The organism is Streptoalloteichus tenebrarius (assembly GCF_024171885.1).
GTDB lineage: Bacteria > Actinomycetota > Actinomycetes > Mycobacteriales > Pseudonocardiaceae > Streptoalloteichus > Streptoalloteichus tenebrarius.
Genome location: NZ_JAMTCP010000032.1, coordinates 26,758 through 49,089, shown reverse-complemented (window position 1 = coordinate 49,089; position 22,332 = coordinate 26,758). Strand labels below are relative to the sequence as shown.

At 73.0% G+C, this 22,332-nt stretch carries 18 protein-coding genes; all 18 read left to right on the top strand.

Features of this window, described 5'->3' with window-relative positions; all coding sequences use genetic code 11:
- The first annotated feature begins 41 nt into the window (after window positions 1-41).
- Window positions 42-1,727, top strand: a complete 1,686-nt coding sequence (locus LX15_RS22880; protein ID WP_253671694.1) for a nitrite/sulfite reductase — start codon at window positions 42-44, stop codon at window positions 1,725-1,727.
- Window positions 1,724-1,879, top strand: coding sequence for an Insertion element protein (locus tag LX15_RS22875; protein ID WP_253671693.1), 156 nt, complete (start codon window positions 1,724-1,726; stop codon window positions 1,877-1,879). Before LX15_RS22880 ends, LX15_RS22875 begins: the two co-directional genes overlap by 4 nt.
- Complete coding sequence (locus LX15_RS22870; RefSeq protein ID WP_253671692.1) at window positions 1,876-2,574, top strand: phosphoadenylyl-sulfate reductase; 699 nt, start codon at window positions 1,876-1,878, stop codon at window positions 2,572-2,574. Before LX15_RS22875 ends, LX15_RS22870 begins: the two co-directional genes overlap by 4 nt.
- A gap of 13 nt (window positions 2,575-2,587) precedes the next feature.
- The gene (gene cysD / locus LX15_RS22865; protein WP_253671691.1) at window positions 2,588-3,514 is read left to right on the top strand and encodes a sulfate adenylyltransferase subunit CysD; all 927 of its coding nucleotides are present in this window, start codon (window positions 2,588-2,590) and stop codon (window positions 3,512-3,514) included.
- A complete protein-coding gene (locus LX15_RS22860; protein ID WP_253671690.1) occupies window positions 3,514-4,836 on the top strand; it encodes a sulfate adenylyltransferase subunit 1 in 1,323 nt (440 codons plus the stop codon). The genes cysD and LX15_RS22860 overlap by 1 nt, the downstream gene beginning before the upstream one ends.
- Window positions 4,837-4,852: 16 nt before the next feature.
- Entirely contained in the window at window positions 4,853-5,947 is a 1,095-nt protein-coding gene (locus LX15_RS22855) for an ABC transporter substrate-binding protein (RefSeq protein WP_301305106.1), read from the top strand.
- 40 nt (window positions 5,948-5,987) lie between these two features.
- Window positions 5,988-6,785 (top strand): ABC transporter ATP-binding protein, encoded by a 798-nt coding sequence (locus LX15_RS22850; protein WP_253671688.1) that lies wholly within the window; start codon window positions 5,988-5,990, stop codon window positions 6,783-6,785.
- Complete coding sequence (locus tag LX15_RS22845) at window positions 6,772-7,683, top strand: ABC transporter permease (RefSeq protein ID WP_253671687.1); 912 nt, start codon at window positions 6,772-6,774, stop codon at window positions 7,681-7,683. Before LX15_RS22850 ends, LX15_RS22845 begins: the two co-directional genes overlap by 14 nt.
- Window positions 7,680-8,435 carry a sirohydrochlorin chelatase gene (locus tag LX15_RS22840; protein ID WP_253671686.1) on the top strand — a complete coding sequence of 252 codons (756 nt, stop codon included), beginning with the start codon at window positions 7,680-7,682 and terminating at the stop codon, window positions 8,433-8,435. Before LX15_RS22845 ends, LX15_RS22840 begins: the two co-directional genes overlap by 4 nt.
- 288 nt (window positions 8,436-8,723) lie before the next feature.
- Window positions 8,724-9,356 (top strand): cyclase, encoded by a 633-nt coding sequence (locus LX15_RS22835; protein ID WP_253671685.1) that lies wholly within the window; start codon window positions 8,724-8,726, stop codon window positions 9,354-9,356.
- Window positions 9,357-9,628: 272 nt separating this feature from the next.
- A complete protein-coding gene (locus LX15_RS33225; protein ID WP_253671684.1) occupies window positions 9,629-10,153 on the top strand; it encodes an ADP-ribosyltransferase in 525 nt (174 codons plus the stop codon).
- Window positions 10,154-10,208: 55 nt separating this feature from the next.
- Entirely contained in the window at window positions 10,209-11,591 is a 1,383-nt protein-coding gene (locus LX15_RS22825; protein ID WP_253671683.1) for an ADP-ribosylglycohydrolase family protein, read from the top strand.
- 15 nt (window positions 11,592-11,606) lie between these two features.
- Window positions 11,607-12,938 (top strand): ADP-ribosylglycohydrolase family protein, encoded by a 1,332-nt coding sequence (locus LX15_RS22820; protein ID WP_253671682.1) that lies wholly within the window; start codon window positions 11,607-11,609, stop codon window positions 12,936-12,938.
- A 259-nt stretch (window positions 12,939-13,197) separates the two neighbouring features.
- A complete protein-coding gene (locus LX15_RS22815; RefSeq protein ID WP_253671681.1) occupies window positions 13,198-14,475 on the top strand; it encodes an ADP-ribosylglycohydrolase family protein in 1,278 nt (425 codons plus the stop codon).
- A 13-nt stretch (window positions 14,476-14,488) separates the two neighbouring features.
- On the top strand, window positions 14,489-15,817 hold the full coding sequence (locus LX15_RS22810) for an ADP-ribosylglycohydrolase family protein (RefSeq protein ID WP_253671680.1): 1,329 nt from the start codon (window positions 14,489-14,491) through the stop codon (window positions 15,815-15,817).
- Between the two features lie 56 nt (window positions 15,818-15,873).
- Entirely contained in the window at window positions 15,874-16,797 is a 924-nt protein-coding gene (locus LX15_RS22805) for a type VII secretion system-associated protein (protein WP_253671679.1), read from the top strand.
- Window positions 16,798-17,203: 406 nt separating this feature from the next.
- A complete protein-coding gene (locus tag LX15_RS22800; protein ID WP_253671678.1) occupies window positions 17,204-19,765 on the top strand; it encodes a type VII secretion system-associated protein in 2,562 nt (853 codons plus the stop codon).
- Window positions 19,765-22,320 carry an ADP-ribosylglycohydrolase family protein gene (locus LX15_RS22795; RefSeq protein ID WP_301305102.1) on the top strand — a complete coding sequence of 852 codons (2,556 nt, stop codon included), beginning with the start codon at window positions 19,765-19,767 and terminating at the stop codon, window positions 22,318-22,320. The genes LX15_RS22800 and LX15_RS22795 overlap by 1 nt, the downstream gene beginning before the upstream one ends.
- Window positions 22,321-22,332: the final 12 nt, after the last annotated feature.

Here is a 22,332-nt window from a genome sequence, read left to right as displayed (position 1 = left end):
ATGCCGCCGCCCCGGTGCGAGGACACCCCGGAGGTCGCCAGATGGTTCCCCCTACGACGGCAGCGCCGGCCCGCGTGAGGCGCCGTCGCGGCGAGGGCCAGTGGGCGCTCGGCTACCGCGAACCGCTCAACCCCAACGAGCGCACGAAGAGGGACGACGACGGGCTCAACGTCCGCGCCAGGATCGAGACGATCTACGCGAGGCACGGGTTCGACTCGATCGACCCGGCCGACCTGCGGGGCCGTTTCCGCTGGTGGGGGCTGTACACCCAGCGGCGGCCCGGGATCGACGGCGGGCGCACCGCGGTGCTGGCCCCCGAGGAGCTGGACGACCGGTACTTCATGCTGCGGGTGCGGGTGGACGGCGGTCAGCTCACCACCGAGCAGTTGCGCGTCGTCGGGGAGCTGTCGCAGACCTACGCGCGGGACACCGCCGACATCACCGACCGGCAGAACGTGCAGTACCACTGGATCCGGATCGAGGACGTGCCGGCGGTCTGGGAGCGGCTGGAGGCGGTGGGCCTGTCCACCACCGAGGCCTGCGGCGACACCCCGCGCGTGGTGCTGGGCTCGCCGGTGGCCGGGATCGCCGAGGACGAGGTCGTCGACGGCACCCCCGCCATCCGGGAGATCACCCGGCGGTACGTCGGCGACCCGGCGTTCTCCAACCTGCCACGCAAGTTCAAGACCGCGATCTCGGGCCTCCAGGACGTCGCGCACGAGGTGAACGACGTCTCGTTCGTCGGGGTGCGGCACCCCGAGCACGGGCCGGGCTTCGACGTGTGGGTGGGCGGCGGCCTGTCGACCAACCCGATGATCGCCCAGCGGCTGGGCGCGTGGGTGCCGGTGGACGAGGTGCCCGAGGTGTGGGCGGGGATCGTCGGGATCTTCCGGGACTACGGCTACCGCCGGCTGCGGCACCGGGCGCGGATCAAGTTCCTGGTCGCCGACTGGGGTGTGGAGCGGTTCCGCGAGGTGCTGGAGAAGGAGTACCTGGGGCGGCCGCTGGTGGACGGGCCCGCCCCCGAGGCGCCGGCGACGCCGCAGGACCACGTGGGGGTGCACCGGCAGAAGGACGGCCGGTTCTTCGTGGGCGTGGCCCCGGTGGCCGGGCGGGTGTCGGGTTCGACGCTGGTCGCGGTGGCCAAGGCGGCGGAGCGGGTGGGCTCGCGCCGGGTTCGCCTGACGGCGCAACAGAAACTGGTCGTGCTCGACGTGAACGAGTCCGATGTGGACAGTCTGACCGGCGAGCTGGCCGCGCTGGGCCTGACCGCCGAGCCCTCGCCGTGGCGGCGGGCCACGATGGCCTGCACCGGCATCGAGTTCTGCAAGCTGGCGATCGTCGAGACCAAGGCGCGGGCGGCGACGCTGGTCGAGGCGCTGGAGCGCCGGCTGGCCGACGTCAACGCCACGCTCGACCCGCCGGTCTCGGTGCACCTCAACGGCTGCCCGAACTCCTGCGCCCGCATCCAGGTCGCCGACATCGGCCTGAAGGGACAGATCGTCACCGACGCCGACGGGAACCAGGTGGAGGGCTTCCAGGTGCACCTGGGCGGCGGGCTCGGCCTCGACGCCGGGTTCGGCCGCAAGCTGCGCGGTCTGAAGGTCACCGCCGAGGAGCTGCCGGACTACGTGGAGCGGGTCGTGCGCCGGTTCGCCGACCAGCGGGCCGAGGGCGAGCGGTTCGCCCAGTGGGTCGCCAGGGCCGAGGAGGACGACCTGCGATGAGCGAACGCGCCACCCCCTTCTACTGCCCCTACTGCGGCGACGAGGACCTGCGGCCGGAACCGGAACCGCACGGCGCGTGGCGGTGCGCCGCCTGCCGCCGCGTGTTCGCCGTGAAGCTGGTCGGCCTGGTCACGACGGAGGTCTCCCGATGATCACTCCCCCGGACAGCGACCTGCGCCGGCTGGCGGAACGGGCCGGGCGCGAGCTGGCCGACGCCCCCGCCGAGGAGGTGCTGGCCTGGACGGCGGCGACCTTCGGCGACCGCTGGATCGTGGCCTCGAACTTCCAGGACGCGGTGCTGGTCGACCTCGCGGTCAGGGCCCGGCCCGGCGTCCCGGTGCTGTTCCTGGAGACCGGCTACCACTTCGCCGAGACCATCGGCACCCGCGACGCGGTGGCCAGCGTGTACGACGTGCCGATCGTCAACGCCCTCCCCGACCGCACGGTGGCCGAGCAGGACGAGGCCGAGGGCCCCCGGCTGTACGAGCGCGACCCGGACCGGTGTTGCTTCCTGCGCAAGGTGATCCCGCTGCGCCGCACGTTGGCCAACTACGACGCCTGGGTCACCGGCGTCCGCAGGGTCGACGCGCCGACCAGGGCGAACACCCCCGTCGTCGGCTGGGACGAGCGCAACGGGCTGGTCAAGGTGAACCCGTTGGCCGCGTGGACCGACGAGGACATGGACGCCTACGTCGACCGGCACGGCGTGCTGGTCAACCCACTGGTGCCGGCCGGCTACCCGTCGATCGGCTGCGCGCCGTGCACCGCCAGGCCCGCGCCCGGCTCCGACCCGCGCAGCGGCCGCTGGGCGGGCCGGGCCAAGACCGAGTGCGGCCTGCACGGCTGAGAAGGGGACCATCATGAGCACGGACACGGTGGACACGCCGCCGGACCTGGCCGGGGCCGCCCTGGACGCGTTGGAGTCCGAGGCGATCCACATCTTCCGCGAGGTGGCCGGCGAGTTCGACCGGCCGGTGATCCTCTTCTCCGGCGGTAAGGACTCGACGGTGCTGGTGCACCTGGCCCGCAAGGCGTTCTGGCCGGCGCCCATCCCGTTCCCGTTGCTGCACGTCGACACCGGGCACAACTTCCCTGAGGTGCTGGAGTTCCGCGACGCCCTCGTCGAGGAGCTGGGCGCCCGGCTGGTGGTCGCGCGCGTGCAGGACTGGATCGACGACGGCCGGCTGACCGAGCGGCCCGACGGCACCCGCAACCCGTTGCAGACCACGCCGTTGCTGGACACCATCGCCGAGCAGCGGTTCGACGCGGTGTTCGGCGGCGGCCGCAGGGACGAGGAGCGGGCGCGGGCCAAGGAGCGGGTCTTCAGCCTGCGCAACGCCTTCGGCCAGTGGGATCCGCGCCGGCAGCGGCCGGAGCTGTGGAACCTCTACAACGGCCGGCACCGGCCGGGCGAGCACGTGCGGGTCTTCCCGCTGTCGAACTGGACCGAGCTGGACGTGTGGCGCTACATCGCCCGCGAGGGCATCCAGCTCCCGTCGATCTACTACGCCCACCGCCGCCACGTGTACCGGCGCGACGGGATGTTGTTGACCTCCGGACCGTGGGGCGGGCCCCGCGAGGGCGAGGTCGTCGAGGAACGGACCGTCCGCTACCGCACCGTGGGCGACGGCTCCTGCACCGGAGCCGTGGAGTCCGAGGCGAGGACCGTCGCCGACGTCATCGCCGAGGTGCAGGCCAGCCGGCTCACCGAGCGCGGGGCCACCCGCGCCGACGACCGGCTGTCCGAGGCCGCCATGGAGGACCGGAAGCGGGAGGGCTACTTCTGATGGACCGTCAACGATCACACGGCTCGGCCGACCTGCTGCGCCTGGCCACGGCGGGCAGCGTGGACGACGGCAAGTCCACCCTGGTCGGCCGGCTGCTGTACGACACCAAGTCGGTGCTGGCCGACCAGCTCGACGCGGTGCGCAGGGCCAGTGTGGACCGTGGTCTGTCCACTCCGGACCTGTCGCTGCTCGTGGACGGCCTGCGCTCGGAGCGCGAGCAGGGCATCACCATCGACGTGGCCTACCGCTACTTCGCCACGCCCCGCCGCTCCTTCGTGCTCGCCGACACCCCGGGACACGTCCAGTACACCCGCAACACGGTCACCGGCGCGTCGACCGCGCAGCTCGCGATCCTGCTCGTGGACGCGCGCAAGGGCGTGGTGGAGCAGACCCGCCGGCACGCCGCCGTGCTCGCGCTGCTGGGCGTGCCCCGGCTGGTGCTCGCGGTCAACAAGATCGACCTGGTCGACCACGACGAGACCACGTTCGCGTTGATCGCCAAGGACTTCACCGCCCACGTCACCGCGCTCGGCTACGAGGAGAGCGCGGTGCAGGCGGTGCCGGTGTCCGCGCTGCTCGGCGACAACGTCGTCGACCGCTCGGAACACACCCCGTGGTACGTCGGGCCGACCCTGCTGGAGCACCTGGAGACCGTGCCGGTGCGGGAGGACCCGCACGACGCGCCGTTCCGGTTCCCGGTGCAGTACGTGATCCGGCCGCGCACCGCCGAGTACCCGGACTACCGGGGCTACGCGGGCCAGGTCGCCTCCGGCGTCGTGCGGACCGGCGACGAGGTCACGGTGTTCCCGTCCGGCCTGCGCAGCCGGGTGGAGCACATCGACACCCCGGACGGCCCGCTCGCCGAGGCCAGCGCGGGCCAGTCGGTGACCCTGCTGCTCGCCGACGACCTGGACATCGGGCGCGGCGACCTGATCGCCGGCGGCGCGCCCCCCGAGGTGACCGACGAACTCGACGCGACCCTGTGTTGGCTCAGTGAGAAGCCGCTGCGCGCCGGCGCGCGGGTGCTCGTCAAGCACGGCACCCGCACCGTGCCGGCGATCGTCACCGAGCTGACCGCGTTGTTCGACGAGCAGACCCTGTCCGTCTCGGACGCGCCGCGGTCCCTGGCGCTCAACGAGATCGGGCGGGTGGCGCTGCGCACCGCCGAGCCGCTGCCCGTCGACCCCTACACCGACCTGCCCCGCACCGGCGCGTTCCTGGTGATCGACCAGACCGACGGCGGCACGGTCGCCGCGGGCCTGGTCGGCGCGCCGCTCCCCGTCATGGACACCCGTCGCGACCTCGTCTCCCCCGGCCCGTAAAGGAGATCCCGTGCGTCTGGCCGCCGCCCCGCGTCCCCCTCGCCGCACCCGCGCCGTCCTGGCCGTGTTGGCCCTCGTCCCCCTGCTCACGACGCTCGGCGCGTGCTCCCGTGCGGACCGCGGCCCCAGCGCGGACGCCGCGTCGGACCGGGGGCCCGCCGCCGAACTGCGGCTGGGCTACTTCCCGAACGTCACCCACGCGTCCGCGCTCATCGGGGTGGACAAGGAGTTCTTCGCCAGGGAGCTGGGGTCGACCAAGCTAACGACGCAGACCTTCAACGCCGGCCCCGAGGAGGTCAGCGCGCTGCTGGGCGGATCGCTGGACGCCGGGTTCATCGGCTCGGGCCCGGCGATCAACGCCTTCGCCAAGTCCGAGGGGGAGGCCGTGCGGTTGGTGGCCGGGGCGACCTCCGGCGGCGCGCAGCTCGTGGTGAAGCCGGGCATCACCGCGCCCGAGCAGCTCCGGGGCCGGGTGGTGGCCACGCCGCAGCTCGGCAACACCCAGGACGTCGCGTTGAAGAAGTGGTTGGCGGACAAGGGGTTGGCCATCGGCGACGGGCCGGACAAGGTGCGCGTCACCAACGCCGACAACCCCCGCACGCTGGAGGCGTTCCGCGGCGGCGAGGTCGACGCCGCGTGGCTGCCCGAGCCGTGGTCCTCGCGGCTGGTGCTGGAGGCCGGCGCCCAGGTACTGGTCGACGAGCGCGACCTGTGGGAGGGCGGGCAGTTCCCCACCACGGTGCTGATCGTGCGGACCCAGTTCCTGCGCGAGCACCCGAAGACGGTGGAGGCGCTGCTGCGGGGCCAGCTCGCCGCCACCGAGTGGGCGGCGGGCAACCAGGCCGAGGCGCGGGCCGTGGTGAACAAGCAGTTGGAGAAGCTGACCGGCAAGGCGTTGAGCCAGCCCGTGCTCGACCGCGCGTTCACCAACATCCAGCTCACCACGGACCCGCTGGCCCGCACCTTCCCCAGGCTGGCCAAGGACGGGGTGACCGCCGGCGTCACCAGGACCGCGCCGGAGCTGGCCGGGTTCGCCGACCTCCGCCCCCTCAACACGGTGTTGGCCGCCGCCGGGAAGCCGGGGGCCGACGCCGCAGGACTTCAGAAGTAGCCGCAGGGACCAGCATCCACTCTCAGGAAGGCAGGCCGGGATGACCGCCACACTGGAGATCGCACCACCGCAGTCCCCCGCGAGCGTGGCCGTGCGGCTGACCGACGTCCACAAGTCCTACGGGCACGGCCCGCGGGCCGTCACCGCGTTGGAGGGGGTCGACCTGCGGGTCGGCCTCGGGGAGTTCGTGTGCCTGCTCGGGGCCTCGGGCTGCGGCAAGACCACCCTGCTGAACCTGGTCGCCGGGCTCGACAGCCCCAGCTCCGGCCAGGTCGTGACGCACACCGCCCGCCCGGCGGTGATGTTCCAGGAGGCCGCGCTGCTGCCGTGGCTGACGGCGGCCCGCAACGTGGAGCTGCCGCTGCGACTGGCCCGGGTCCCCAGGGACCGGCGCAGGGCCAAGGCGAGCGAGCTGCTGGAGCTGGTGCGGCTGGCCGAGGTCGGCGACAAGCGCCCGCACGAGCTGTCCGGCGGCATGCGCCAGCGGGTGGCGCTGGCCCGCGCGCTGGCCTCCACCCTCGGCGCGACCGACGACGGGGAGCCCGGCCTGCTGCTGATGGACGAGCCGTTCGCCGCGCTGGACGCGATCACCAGGGACGTGCTCCAGGCGGAGCTGCTGCGGATCTGGCGCGCCACCGGCACGGCCGTGCTGTTCGTGACGCACGACGTGCGCGAGGCCGTGCGGCTGGGGCAGCGGGTGGTCCTGCTGTCCTCGCGGCCGGGCCGGGTGGTGCGCGAGTGGTCCGTCGACGGGCTGCGCGGCGCCGACGAGCTGGCCGCGGTGGAGGAGATCAACGCCCGCCTGCGGGAGGTGATCAGCACTCATGCCTCGGCCTGACGTGGTGGACGAGCCGGCCCTGCCCGGTCAGCGGGACCCGGGGCTGGCCACGGTCGAGGCCGGGCTGGACGCGCTCGACGCGCCGGCACCGGCCGTCCAGGGGCGGCGGGGGTGGCGCCGGGTGCTCGCGGCGGCGCTGCCCCCGCTGCTCGCCCTCGTCGCGTTCGTCGCGGTGTGGCAGGCGCTGTGGGCCTCGGCCCTGTGGCCGGAGTACAAGCTGCCGGCGCCGGTCGCGGTGTGGGACGTCGTGTGGGAGGCGGTCCGCGACGGCCAGGCGGTGGGCATCCTGTGGACCTCGGTGCACAGGGCGGTGATCGGCTTCCTCGTCGCCGTGGTCGTGGCGACGCCGTTCGGGATGCTGCTGGCCAGGGTGCGTCCGGTGCGGGCGGCGATCGGGCCGCTGGTCACCGGGTTGCAGAGCCTGCCGTCGGTGGCCTGGGTGCCGGCGGCCGTGCTGTGGTTCGGCATCAACGACGCCGCGATCTACTTCGTGGTGCTGCTGGGCGCGGTGCCCTCGATCACCAACGGCCTGGTCGCCGGGATCGAGCAGATCCCGCCGATCCTGCCGAGGGTGGGGGCCGCGCTGGGCGCCGGCCGCTGGGACTCCGCCCGGCACATCCTGCTGCCGGCGGCGTTGCCCGGCTACCTGGCCGGGCTCAAGCAGGGGTGGGCGTTCTCGTGGCGGTCGCTGATGGCCGCCGAGCTGATCGCCGTGTCCCCCCAGCTCGGCCTGGGCCTCGGCGCGTTCCTCCAGAACGGGCAGGCGCTCAGCGACATGCCGCAGGTGATCGCGGCGATCCTGCTGATCCTGCTGGTGGGCGTGGGCGTGGAGCTGCTGGCCTTCCGGCCGGTGGAGCGCAGGGTCCTGCGGGCCCGCGGCCTCGGGGGGCTGGTGTGAGGACGGCAGTTCCCCTGGTGGCGGTCGCGCACGGCAGCCGCGACTCGCGCTCGGCGGCCAACGTGGCCGCGCTGGTCGAGGTGGTCAGGGCGCTGCGGCCGGGTCTGGACGTCCGGCTGGCGTTCCTCGACCTGTCCGCTCCCCGGCTCGGCGACGTGCTCGCCGCCGTCGCCGGGGAGGGGTGTCGGCGGGCGGTCGTCGTGCCGCTGCTGCTGGGCAGTGCCTACCACGCGCGGGTCGACGTGCCCGCCGTGGTGGCCGAGGCGCGCTCCCGCCACCCCCGGCTGGAGGTGCTGGTCTCCGACGTGCTCGGGCCGGACCCCCGGCTGGAGTCGGCGGCGCTGCGGCGGCTGGCGGCGGCGGGCGCGCGCCCCGGCGACCCCGACCTCGGTGTCGTGCTCGCCGCGGCGGGCTCGTCGCACCCGCCGGCCAACGCCGTCGTGGCCGAGGTGGCCCGGCGGTGGGCCGACGGCGCGGGATGGGCGGGCGCGGAGCCGGCCTTCGCCGCGGCGGCCGCGCCGGACGTCGCCACCGCGGTCGAGCGGCTGCGGGCGCGCGGCGCGCGGCGGATCGCGCTCGGCTCGTGGTTCCTGGCGCCGGGGCTGCTCCCGGACCGGGTGCGCGAGCAGGTGCTGGCGGCGGACCCGCGCGCGGTGGTGGCGGACCCGCTCGGACCCGACCCGGAGGTGGCGGAACTGGTGGTGCAGCGCTACGCGACGGCGGAGCCGTCCATGACGGCCCGCTACGCCTGATCCGAGTCCCGCCGCGCGCGGGCGCGGGGCCTCACCCCAGCCCGAGCCCCGCGTCCGCGCGCGGCATCCCCGGCGCGCGGTCCGCCCCGCCACCGCCGGTCGCCCCCGTGACCACCCCGAGGCCCCTCGGATGATCACCGGGTGTCGCGGCCGGCGGCCAGGTTGGGCCGACCGCGCGCCGCCGCGTGCCCGCTTTGCTCACAACGGGTGATTGGCGCGGGGTTACCTGCGAGTAACACTCGGGTCTGCCGCCGCCGTACCTCGGGGAGCACTACGGAGCGGGACATCATGAGACGAACCACCACGGCCGCCGTGCGCGGCCTCCTCACCACCGCACTCGCCCTCGTCCCGGTCGCCGCGCTGGCCGTCCCGGCCGCCGCCACCACGACCGTGACCTACCAGTGCCGGGGCAGCGCCGCCGGCAGGACCGCCGAGTTCACCCTCACCCAGCCGCTCGACGCCAGCGCGCCGGCCACCGTCGCCCCCGGCGGCGCCCTGACCGTCGTGCTGGACCCGGCGCCCAACAAGATCCCGGGGACCGTCGGGAGCTACACGGTCAAGGAGGTCAGGAACGTCCAGCTCAGGGTGGCCGTGCCGGCCAACGCGAGCTACGCCTCGGCCAGCCTCTCCGGCGGGGCCGGGCTGAACAGCACCCCGTCGGTGGCCCACCAGGGCTCCGACATCGTGGTCACCATCCCCGGGCCGATCAAGGGTGGCGCGGACATCGAGCTGCCCACCCTGCACCTCGGCCTCACCGCCGGCGCCCAGGGGACCATCGAGTCCCGGCTCGCCGGCTCCGGCTACGACGCCCCCGGCCTGACCTTCACCGCCACCATCCAGGTCGCGGTCTTCCCGGTCAACGCGCCCGTGTCCTGTTTCCCCAACCCCAACCCCGCGCTCACGTCGACGACCATCGGCTGAGCCGCGCCGGCGCGGGCCGCCTCCCCTGCGCGGCCCGCGCCCACCGGCGCCCGCGTCCGCACGGGCTCGTCCGTCCGGCGGCTATGTCCGTCCTCACAGCACCGTTTCACCCGAACACCCCGCGTCACTGATCACCATGTGCGAGAGTGCCGCACCGAACGGAGAACGACCAGCGGCACGCGCGCGACGCGACGTGGTATCCACTGTGGACTGTCCTTGAGGGACTGTCCGTCCGGTGGGCGCGCCGCTGGTCGTCGCCCGGTCCGGACGCCGTGGGGGCGACGTGGACCGGGCGGACGCGACGGAACGTCCGGTGCGGACGCGGGGGAGACAGGTGGCTGAGGGGTTCGACGTCCTCGGTGGGGAACTGGCCACGCACACCGAACGACATGGCGCACAGGCCTGAAGACCTCCTCACGCGAAAGATCCCCGTCAGGCTGGACGATCTCGACGACTTCATGAAGAAGTTCGAGAAGGGCAGCACCTACACGGACCACGGATTCATGAGCACCAGCCTCGGAGACATCGAACGCCGGGGAAACGTCACGCTGACGATCGAGTCGAGGTCGGCGGTGGACATCTCGGTCTTCAGCGGCTTCGAATGGGAGATGGAGCGCCTGATCGGCCCCGGGGCGCGTTTCCGTGTCGCGGACGTCGTGTGGCACGGCCCGTTCCAGCCGGAGATCACACTGAGGGAGATCGAGCCCCCAGGGCTCAGGCACCTGGCCGAAGCCATTCGTTCCGGCGCGGGCCACCGTGCCGGCGGTGGCGGTCTCCTCGACGTCCTCGGCGGATGACCGAGGGTGGCCGACCCACGCCTGACACGGACGCGACGATAGGATGAGCGCGGCGATGAACAGCGAAAACCCGTCACGGCCCCACCCCGGCCAGCTTCCCGACGACGGGGCCGAGGCGCGCTTCCTCGCCCTGTGGCGGCGTTTCTGGAACGACCGGGAACCCGTCCAGCCCCAGGCCAGGTCGTTCCTGCTGGGAGTGGCCCGTGCCGCCCTGGGCGAGCAGGCGTACCGGGCCCGGTACGACGAGATCTCGGCGGCGGAGGCGACCGAGGCCGAGCCACGGGAGGAGGCCCCGCCACCGACCCCCGAGGAGGAAGAGGAATTCCGTCGTTCCCGGTTTCTCGACCGGATTCACGGGTGTCTTCTGGGCGGAGCGGTCGGCGACGCCTTCGGCGCCCGGATCGCCTTCATGGACATCGCGGCCATCCGGGAAAAGCACGGACCTCAGGGATTCGTCGACCCCGGCCCCTTCCCCAAGCGGGTGGACCACGCGACGAGCAACACCCAGATGACCCTGTTCACGCTCAGTGGCCTGATCGGCGCATACGATCTCGCTCGCCGGCGCGAGCCTGACGCCGCGCGCAGGACCGCGGCTTTGTACGCGTATCTGAGCTGGCTGCACACACAGGGGACACCGTGGCGGGACCTGTGGCCGGAGGACAAACGCGAGCTGCTTCCACGGGAACCGGACGGCTGGCTCGTGAACGAGCCCGCCCTCCACGCCGAACGCAATCCGAACCCGACCTGCGTCGCCGCCCTGCGTCTTTTCGGGCAGACAGGGAGGAGGGGCACGCTCGACGCGCCGCTGAACGACGCCAAGGACGCGGGCGCGCTGGTGCGCTCCGCCCCGATCGCGCTCTGGTCCGACTCTCCCACGGAGGTCTTCCGCGCGGCGGTGGAACTCGCGGTCCTGACCCACGGGCACCCGACGGCGTACCTGTCGGCGGGCGCGTTCACCGTGATCTGCCATGCGTTGCTCCGCCGGGAGTCCCTGCCGGACGCGGTTCGCGAGGCCGTCGACCAAGCTCGTCACTGGCCGGGGCACGAGGAGACCCTCACGGCGCTGACCAGGGCCACGGAGTCCGCCGAGCGGGGAGCGCTCACGCCGGAGGAGATCGAGACCGAACTGGGCTCCGGGGAGTCCGCCGACTCGGCCCTCGCGATCGCCCTCCACGCCGCGCTGGCCCGTCCGGACAGTTTCACGGACGCTGTCGTCCTGGCCGCCAACCACTCCGGTCGGAGCGACCACAGCGCGGCCCTGTGCGGAAGCCTGATGGGCATCCAGCACGACGTCGCCGGAATCCCCTGGCAGTGGTGGGAACCGCTCGATCTCCGGTTCCTGGTCGAGGAGATCGCCAAGGACGCCCGGAGCGCGTTCACCGTGTTCTCCCGTCGACACGGGCACGACAGAAGAATGATCGAACGGTACCCGCGGTGAGGGTGGAGAGCACAGATGAGCGGCAGTGCGGAGACAGGTGGACTGGACGCGACGGAGCGCGCCGTCCTGGCTGAGTGGCGACGGCGCACCAGCCCGACAGGCCTCTCCGTGGAGTACGCGGACTTCCTCCACTACCTCGAACGGTATGACCCGGTGGGCGGTGAGAGGGAACTCCCCCCGCACCGCCAACAGAACCACGTCGCTCCCTACCCGTTGCCGCTGCACACGGGCGGGGAACGGCTGCACGAGAACAACGCCCGCATCCTCGGGATGCTTCTCGGTGGAGCCATGGGTGACGCCATCGGCCGCGCAGTCGCGGCCACGTCCTTCGAGGAGACCCTGGAACGCCTGGCCGCCGCCGACAGCGATGCCTCCACGCTCCAGATCTCCGAGAACACCCAGCTCGCGCTATTCACCGCCGAAGGACTGATCCGCGCCCACACCCGGCTGCGACGTCACGGCGAGGACGACGCACTCGGCGCGATCCGCCACGCGTTCCAACGGTGGCTACACACCCAAGGTGTTCCCTGGGACGACGCCCGCACCACGGACACCCCGAACACGCCCGACGGCTGGCTGGTCACCGAACGCCGCCTGTTCGCCCGACGCTCCAGCACCGCCACCGCGATGTCCGCGTGTCACCGCTCCAGCGCCCTGGAGCGCACGGGCTCGCCGGAAGAGCCGATCAACGACGCGCGCGACGCCGGCGCGCTCACCCGTGCCGCCCTGCTCTCCCTGTACTGGGAGGAGAAGAGCGGTGAACGCCTGTCCTGGCAGGAGGCGGGAGCCCGACACGCCGACTTCGCCGCCCGCGCGGCGTCCCTCACCCACGGCCATCCCGACGGATACCTCCCCGCCGCCGCCATGGCCCTCACCGCCAGGGACCTGTTCTCCGGGCACTGGCTCCTCCGCTCCACGGCGGTCGCGGCGGATCATCTCGCCACGCTGGAGGGGCACGAACCCACCGTGGGCGTTGTCGCCGCCGCGCGGGACCTGTTGCGTGCGACCTCCCACCGCCTGCCCGTCCGGCAGGAGCTGGAGGACCTGGCCGATCCGACCTCGGCGCTCGGCGTCCTGGCGATCTCGATCTGCGTGGGCAACCTCCACCACGACTTCGAGAGCGCGATGCGGATGGCGACGGACCACTCCGGCGACATCGTCGCCACCGCCACGGTCACCGGACAACTCATGGGACTGGAACACGGACCAGCCATCGTCCCCGCCTCCTGGTGGCAGGCGCTGGAACTACGCGACGTCGTGGAACGGATGGCACTGGACCTCTGCGCCGAGTTCGGACCACAGGCACCCGACACGCCGGACTGGATCGACCGGTATCCGATCCCCTGAGCGGGAGAGCGATTCGAAGGTTGCCGACGTGGACCGCGAGAAATTGATCAGGGAGCACGAAAGGCCCTACCCGTCGCCGCCCGACGAGCGGCCCCTCCGAAGGGAGATGGAGGGCCGGAACGCTCCCACCAGAAATGACGGGCAGGACCCATACCCCTTTGCGCAGAGTGGAGGGGAGTCACCTCAGAGCACGGGAAAGAGCGGCGAGGATGCGAGGTTCCTCGCCCTGTGGCGGCGTTTCTGGCGCGACGGGGAACGGGTGCACCCCGACGCCGAGCCGTTCCTGCTGGACGTCGCCCGTTCCGCGCTCGGCGAGGAGGTGCGCCGGCGAGGGATTGACGAGGTCCCCGCGTCCGACGCCGCGAGCGCCGGTGGACAGGGCGAGGGCGAGGCGCCCACTCCCGAGCAGGACGCGTCCTTTCAGCGGTCCAGGTTCGCCTATCGCTTTCATGGGTGCCTGCTCGGCGGCGCGGTGGGTGATGCCTTGGGCGCCCGGATCGCGTTCACGGACCTCGCGACCATTCGGGAGAAGTACGGGCCGGACGGATTCGTCGACCCAGGCGGCTTTCGCGAGCACGTGAACCACGCGACGAGCAACACGCAGATGGCCCTGTTCACCGTGAGTGGTCTGATCACCGCCTACGACGCGGCGCGGGAGAGCGACCCCGTCATCGCCCGTCAGACCATGCCCCTGTATGCCTACCTGGGCTGGCTCCACACGCAGGGGACACCCTGGCGGGACCTGTGGCCCGAACCCACGCGCCGTCTCGTGCCCGAGGAACCCTCGGGTTGGCTCGTGCGTGAGCCGGCTCTGCACGCGCGACGCAACCCGAACCCGACCTGCCTGGCGGCGCTGCGCGAGTTCGGGCAGAACAACAGGAGAGGCAGCCTCGACCACCCGCTGAACAACGCCAGGGACGCGGGCGCGGCGGTGCGGTCGGCCCCGGTGGCGCTGTGGTCCGACTCGCCGTCGGAGGTGTTCCGCGTCGCCGCCGAACTCGCGGTGTTGACCCACGGCCACCCGACCGCCTACCTGTCGGCGGCCGCGTTCGCCGTGATCTGCCATGTCCTGCTCCGCCAGGAGTCCCTCCCTGCCGCGATCCAGGAGGCGAGGGAACACCTCCGGGTCTGGCGAGGGCACGAGGAGACCCTCGCGGCGCTGGACGAGGCGGTGCGCCTCGCCGCGGGAGATCGGCCGACGCCGGAGCGGATCGAGGAACGCCTCGGGTCCGGCGAGTCCGCCGAGCAGGCCCTCGGGATCGCCGTCTGCGCCGCGCTGTCCTGCCCGGACAGTTACGCCGACGCGGTCGTGATGGCGGCCAACCACTCGGGTCGGAGCGACTACAGCGCGGCCCTGTGCGGAAGCCTCATGGGCGCGCAGCACGACGTCGTCGGAATCCCCTGGCAGTGGTGGGAACCGCTCGATCTCCGGTTCCTGGTGGACAAGGTCGCCCACGACGTGACAGCCGTGTTCGGGTACACCTTCTCGACCCCGGACCGCTCCCGCCGCCCGGTCGAGCACTACCTGTGGCGATGAGGGAGCGAACCGGATGAGCGGCGAATTCGCGGGGGAACTCGACGCGACGGAGCGGGCGGCCCTCGCCGAGTGGCGACGCCGGTCGAGCCCCACGGGGCTCTCCGTGGAGTACGCGAGGTTCCTCCACTACCTCGAACGGTATGACGCTGTGAGCGGTGAAAGGGAGCTTCCCCCGCACCGCCAGGACGAGTACGTCGCCCCCTATCCCCTGCCGGTGCCCACCGGAGGAGCCCGGCTGCACGAGAACCGGGCGCGCATCCTGGGCATGATGCTCGGTGGGGCCATGGGCGACGCCATCGGCCGCTCAGTCGCGGCCACGTCCTTCGAGGAGACCCAAGAACGACTGGCCGCCGGCAGCGACACCTCCACGCTCCAGATCTCCGAGAACACCCAGCTCACGCTGTTCACCGCCGAGGGGTTGATCCGCGCCCACACCCGGCTGCGCCACTCCGGAGAGGACGACGCAGTCGGCGCGATCCACCACGCGTTCCAACGGTGGCTGCACACTCAAGGTGTTCCCTGGGACGACGCCCGCACCACAGACACCCCGAACACGCCCGACGGCTGGCTGGTCACCGAACGCCGCCTGTTCGCCCGACGCTCCGCGACCACCACCGTCATGGCAGCCTGTCACCAGGCCAGCGCACTCGAACACCTGGGCCAGCGGAAGGAACCCGTCAACGAGGCACGTGACGCCGGCGCTCTCACCCACGCCGCGCCACTCGCGCTCTTCTGGGAGAAGAGGGTCGGCGAGCAGCCGAGTTGGCGGGAGGCGGGAACCCGGCACGCCGACCTCGTCGCCCGCGTCGCGTCCCTCACCCACGGCCACCCCGACGGATACCTCCCCGCGGTCGTGATGGCGCTGACCGCCAGGAACCTGTTCGCTGGCGAGCCACGCCTCCGCGCGTTCGCCACGACGATCGGGCACATCCGCAAGCGGATGGGCAGCGAGAACACGGTGAGGACGTTGGGGGCGACCGCCGAACTGATGCGGGCGACCGAACACCGCGATCCGACGCGACAGGAACTGGAGGACGTCGCCGACCCACGCCTCGCGCCCGGTGTGCTGGCGGTCGCGCTCTGCTCCGCCAACGTCCGGTCGCGGAGTTTCGAGAGCGCGATGCGGATGGCGACGGACCACTCCGGCGACATCGTCGCCACCGCCACGGTCACCGGACAACTCATGGGACTGGAACACGGACCGGCCATCGTCCCCGCCTCCTGGTGGCAGGCACTGGAACTACGCGACGTCGTGGAACGAATGGCGCTGGACCTCTGCGCCGAGTTCGGGCCACAAGCCCCCGACACGCCGGACTGGATCGACCGGTATCCGATCCCCTGAGCGGGAGAGTGGGAGAAGCCGACGGCGCGCCCACCACCCGACACCGAACGGTCACGATGAACGAACACCAGCTCCCGCCTCCTCCGGTCACCGAGGGCATGCGCCAGCACGCCCTCGCCAACCCAGGACGCTGGATCTACGTCATCGACCCCGACATCCCCGACCCCCACGGCCACGTCCCACCCTGGGCCATCCGCGGCGGCTACCCCACCACCCCCGACGGCCACATCGACGAACACGGCTACGTCCCCAACCACGACTACCGACCCGGACCCCGCACCCTCGGCCTCCCCCAGCCCACCAACCACCTCGAACGCGCACTCGAACTCGCCGCCACCGGATACGGCTCCTCCCAGGACCTGCTCCATGCGCTCGCCAGCGCCACACTGCGCATGCGCGCACTCCCCGAGAAGCCGGACCACCTGCTCATTTCGGACGAGGACGGGCACCCGACGCTGTTCGGCCACACCTCGCCCGAGCGGGTCCCGGCCGGCGCCGCGGTCCTGCACATCCACGTGGCGGCCCTGTTCCGCGAGCGCACCGGCGCCCTCCTGCGGCTCAACCCGGACACGCGCCCCGGCCTGACCCTGCCGGCCGACGAGATCACGCAGTACCTGAAGCAGCAGTCGACGCGCACGGACCACGACGGCGGCGGCTCGTCGCCCGCCGAGGGCAGCCACGACGAAGTGATCAGCAAGTACCACGTCCCGCTGTCGGACACGGCGCCCGAGGAACAGGCCACGCGCCTGGACGTGACCGAGGTGCCCGAGGGCCTGTCCGCGACTCCGGAACGCCCCTCGCCGGAGGCGCGCGGCTGGCAGCATCCGCCGGGTGGACTGGACGACGACCTCAAGCCCTTCCTCCTGCGAGATCAGGAGACCGCTGCCGGCGCCGAAGGGAACGGAACGTCCCCGGAAATCCGGTTTCGCCCGGCCACGACGAACGGGTCAGGGAGCACCGCATTCCCTTCCCCACACTGACACCAGAAGAACAGGCCCTCCGTCTCGAAGTCATGGAACGCCGACGACGGAACATCGAGAAGCGCGGTGACACCTCACCGGAGAGCCTGGCTCGGCAGAACGTCCCCATTGGGCACGACGACACCTCGTCGACTGTCCACGTTGGACAGACCGGGTCGGGGGCGGCGGGGCCGCGTAGTGTTCCCTCGGCCTCGTCCCGGATCCGCGCCGTCCCACGTGGACGGCACGACCGAACGAGGAACAACCGTCCTGGCGGTCCGGCACCGGAACCGACACGGGACACCCGCACCGCGGACGCGCGGAGCGCGTGACGAGGGTGGACCGGGGAAGCGGCACCGTCCGTCGACCGCCGATCCGGGAATGCCTAGGGTTTGGAGGCCAGGACGTCAGCGCAGGGGAAGTGGAGATGCGGCAGCACCGACAACCGGAGATCACTCCGGAGATGCGACGGCGCGCCCGTGCCGTGCCCAACAACTGGCTGCTCGTCACCGATCCCGCCTACGACACCTCACGGGGCGTCCCCGCGGAGGCGGTCATCGGCCGTTACCGGGTCGACGCGCAGGGGAACATCACCGGCGAGTACGTCGCCAACCCCCGTTACCGCCCGCTGGCGGAACCGAAACCCGAGCGCCCGACGTCGACCCCTCCGCCGAGGATGTCGCCGACCAACGACCTGGAGCGCGTGATCCAGGCCGTCGCCAGCGGCGCCAGCCCGGAGTCGGCGTTGGTCGAGGCCCTGCTGGAGGACGAGATCCTCGTGCTCATCCGGGGGCAGAACGAGCGGGGCGGCCTGGTCGCGGCGGTGGAGACCGAGAACAGCGACAACCCCCCGGTCGTGCTCGCGTACACGTCCTACCTCCGCCCGCCGGCCGGAGCCGGGGTCTACCGGTGCAGGGTCGGGGAGTTCGTCGACCTCTTCCGCCGCGCCGACCTGCGGCTCAACCCCGGCTACGAGCCGTCGGTCGTGGTCAGGGGAGCCCAGATCGTCGCGGCGACGGAGGCGAGGTCCCCGTCCACCCCGCAGGGGCCGGTGCTCAGCGAGGCCGCGCGCGAGCAGGCCCGGCAGGCGCCGAACGGCTGGCTGTACGTCGCGGACCCGTTCTTCGAGGACTACGACGAGGAGATCCCGAGCTGGGGGTACGTCGGCGGCTACCGGGTGGACGAGCACGGCGAGGTCACCCACGAGTTCCACCCCAACCCCGACCACCGGCCCTCGCCGCGCAGCCGGGGGTGGCCGGAGCCGACGACGAAGCTGGAACAGGTGGTCCAGCTCGTCGCCGCCGAGTACCTGCACCCGTCTGCCCTGGTCAACGCCCTGCTGCGGCACCACTTCGTCGTGCCCGTTGACCGCGTCTCCGCGCCGGATCTCCGGATCGCCGCGCCGGCGGAGGAGGGGGCCGACCTGCCGGCCGTGCCCGTGTTCACCTCGGCGGACCTGGTCCCGCCGGAGGCGGGCGAGACCCGGCAGGTCTCGGCGGGGGAGGTCCTCTCCCTGCTCCGGTCCGCCGACCTGCGCGTCAACCCCGGTCAGCCGGCGTCGGTCCGCGTCTCCGGCGCGGAGGTCGCCGACGCCTACGAGCGGGCGCTGGCGGAGCGTCAACGGCAGGAGGCGGAGGCGCCGACCCAGCTTCTGCCGCCCGCAGACGCGGCGCCCCCCGCCACGTCGCCCGAGCTGGCCGGCGAGCCGAAGCCGCCGGCCAACGACGGCGCACCCGCCGGTCCCCCGCCCAACGCACCCGCACCCGCACCCGCAGCCGCTCCCGCGCCGACGCCGGCACCAGCACCGGCACCGGCACCGGCACCGGCAGCAATCGACCAGGCGCGGACGCAGGTCATGGAGAAGCCGCCGGCACCACCGGCACCACCGTCCCCCGCCACCACTCTCGACCTGGGAGAACGGTTCGTCGGCAGCATTCTGGGCGGCGCGGTCGGCGACGCGCTCGGTTTCGAGGTCGAGTTCCTCAGCATCGAGCAGATCCGCCAGCGCTACGGCGACGCCGGCATCACGGAGTTCGACCTCTCCCACGGCCGGGGCGGGGAGATCTCCGACGACACGCAGATGACCCTGTTCACGTTGGAGGGGCTGATCAGGGCGCACGTCCGCCGGCGTCGGCAGGACCAGGACGACGTCCGCGTCATCCAGCACGCCTACCAGCGGTGGCTGCACACGCAGGGCGCCGACTGGGCCAAGGCCGGCGGCTCCTTCGCGCGGGGGGCCGAGCGGCCGGACGGCTGGCTCGTCCAGCAGGAGGGGCTGTTCGCGGTGCGCGCGCCGGGCAGCACCTGCCTCGCCGCGCTCAACCTCTTCACCCGCACCGACGAGCCGGGCTCCCCCTCCCACAAGATCAACGACTCGAAGGGCTGCGGCGGGGTCATGCGCGCCGCCCCGGTGGCGCTGTGGTCGGAGGACCCCGACGAGGTGTTCGACCTGGCCGCGCGGACGGCGGCGCTGACCCACGGCCACCCCAGCGGGTACCTGTCCGCCGGCGTGCTCGCGGTGATCGTGCACCAGCTCGTCCGCGGGGTGGCGCTGCCCTCCTCCGTGCGGGTGGCCCGCTCCCTGCTCGTGACGCGCGAGGGCCACGAGGAACAGCTCAGGGCGCTGGACCACGCGGTGGAGCTGGCCGGACGGGGTCGGCCGACGCCGGAGCAGCTCGCCGAGCGGCTCGGCGGGGGCTGGGTCGGCGAGGAGGCACTGGCGATCGGCCTGTGCGCCGCCCTGGCGACCGACACCGTCGCCGACGCCCTGGTCGTCGCGGTCAACCACAGCGGCGACAGCGACTCCACCGGCGCGATCTGCGGCAACATCGTCGGCGCCGTGCACGGCCCAGGGGCGCTCCCCCCGGCCATGCTGGAGCACCTGGAGCTGCGGGACGTGATCGAGACACTCGCCAGGGACGCCGTCCGTGAGTTCGGCCCCGAGCCACCCACGTCCGCCGACTGGCTGCGACGCTACCCGGCGTGGTGATGACGACGAGCTGGGAAGACAGGGTTGTCGGCCTCCTGCTGGGCGGGGCGCTCGGCGACGCGCTCGGCGCGCCCGTGGAGTTCGCGCCGCTCGCCGAGATCCGCGCGCGGTTCGGCCCCGGAGGGCCGGACGCGCCGGCCGAGGCGTTCGGCCGGCGCGGCGCGATCACCGACGACACCCAGATGACACTGTTCACAGTGGACGGTCTCGTGCGGGCGAACGTCGCGCGGCGGCTGCGGGGCGAGCGGGACCACCTGACTCCCGTGCAGCACGCCTACCAGCGGTGGCTGCACACCCAGGACGTCCCGTGGGAGCACGCGGCTGGGCCGTTCCACGCCGACTGCCCTGAGCCCGACGGCTGGTTGGTGCGCGAGGCCGGGTTGTTCCGGCGCAGGGAGCCGGGCAAGACGTGCCTGCGCGCGCTGGACGCCTTCGCGCGCACCGGTGTCCCGGCCACCTTCTCCCGTCCGGCCAACGACTCGAAGGGCTGCGGCGGGGTCATGCGCGCCGCGCCCGCCGCGCTGTGGAGCACCGACCTGGCCGAGGTCTTCCACGTCGGGGCGGCCGTGGCCGCCCTGACCCACGGCCACCCGAGCGGGTTCCTCCCGGCCGGGGCGCTCGCCGTCGTCGTCCGGCAACTGCTCTGGGACCAGCCGCTGGAACGCGCCCTGTGGGCGGCGATGGCGGAGCTGCGGCGCTGGCCGAGGCACGAGGAGACGGCGACGGCCCTGAACCGGGCGTTCCAGCTCGCGCAGCGGGGCGTCCCCGCGCCGGAGGAGATCGAACAGCACCTCGGTGGTGGCTGGGTCGGCGAGGAGGCGCTGGCCATCGCCGTGTGCGCGGCCCTGGCCGCCGGCGACGACGTCGAACTGGCCCTGCGGATCGCGGTCAACCACAGCGGCGACAGCGACTCCACCGGCGCGATCTGCGGCACCATCGTCGGAGCGAGGGTGGGCGCGCGGCGCCTGCCCGAGCGCTGGTTGGCCGAGCTGGAACTCCGCGAGGTCATCGAGGAACTGGCGCGGGACGCGGCCGCCGAGTTCGGCAGCACCCCGCCGCGGGACGAGAGGTGGCTGCGCCGCTACCCCGCCTGGTACGACGGCTTCTCCCCCGCCCCCGCCCCGGTCGTCCCGGCCGCCGTCGCCACCGCGACGCCGGCGCCCACGGCGGCTCAAGCGTCCACACAGGACAAGCCTGACCGGGCGGAGCGGATGCTGGGCTGCGTTCTCGGCGGGGCCGTCGGGGACGCGCTCGGCTACGCGGTCGAGTTCGACCCGTTGCCCAGGATCAGGGAGAAGTACGGCGAGCGGGGCCTGACCGACTTCGTCGACGCCTACCGGCCGGCGGGCTCGATCAGCGACGACACCCAGATGACGCTCTTCACGCTGGAAGGGCTGATCCGCGCGAGCCTGCGCCGGCGGCTGACCGGCGAGGACCACACGCTGCGCGAGATCCAGCACGCCTACCAGCGGTGGCTGCACACCCAGGGCCAGGAGTGGGCGGAGGTGGCCGGCGAGTTCCTGGCCACCCACCCCGAGCCGGACGGCTGGCTCATCGCCAACGCGGGGCTGTTCCAGCGGCGCGCGCCGGGCCACACCTGCATCTCCGCGCTGCGACACTTCGCGGCCGGCAACCCGCCGGGGTCGGTCACGAACACGATCAACAACTCGAAGGGCTGCGGCGGGGTCATGCGGGCCGCCCCGGCGGCGTTCGCGACCGGCGACCGGGCCGAGGCGTTCCGGCTCGGCGTCGACCTCGCCGCGATCACCCACACCCACCCCAGCGGCTACCTCTCCGCCGGAGCCATGGCGGTGATCGTGTGGGAGCTGCTGCGGGACGTCCCGCTCGTGGACGCCGTCCACAGTGCACTGTCCGAACTGGAGGGATGGGACGGCCGCGAGGAGACCGTGCGCGCGCTGCGCGGAGCCCTGCGGGTGGCGGAGGACGGCGTTCCCACCCCCGAGGAGGTGGAGGCGCGCCTCGGGCTGGGCTGGGTCGGCGAGGAGACCCTGGCGATGGCCGTGTGCGCGGCGCTGGTCGCCGGCGACGACGTCGAACTGGCCCTGCGGATCGCGGTCAACCACAGCGGCGACAGCGACTCGGTCGGCGCGGTGTGCGGCAACATCCTGGGCGCCGCCCTCGGCGCGCGGCGCCTCCCGCAGCGCTGGCTCGACCGGCTGGAGCTGCGCCCGGTGATCGAACGGCTGTCCCTGGACGCGGTGGCCGAGTTCGGCCCGAACCCACCGGAGGACGAGGACCACCTCCGCCGCTACCCGGTCGGCGTCAGCCAGGCGCTGACGCGCGCGAAGGAGCCCCAGCCCGCGCCGGTCCCCGAGCCGCCGTCGACGCCGGAGACCCAGGACGGGCACCGGGCCGAGCACGACGACGCCCCGGCACCGGTCGAGCTGACACCGGAGGAACACCGCCTGCTCGGGCTGTGGCGCGAATTCCGACGGGACGCCGACGGTCTGCCGAAGACCGTCGCACTGGCGCTCCACGTCCTGTCCGACGTGATCACGTCCGGCGCGGACGGGGACGACGCGCTCGGGCATTGACACCCCGGTACC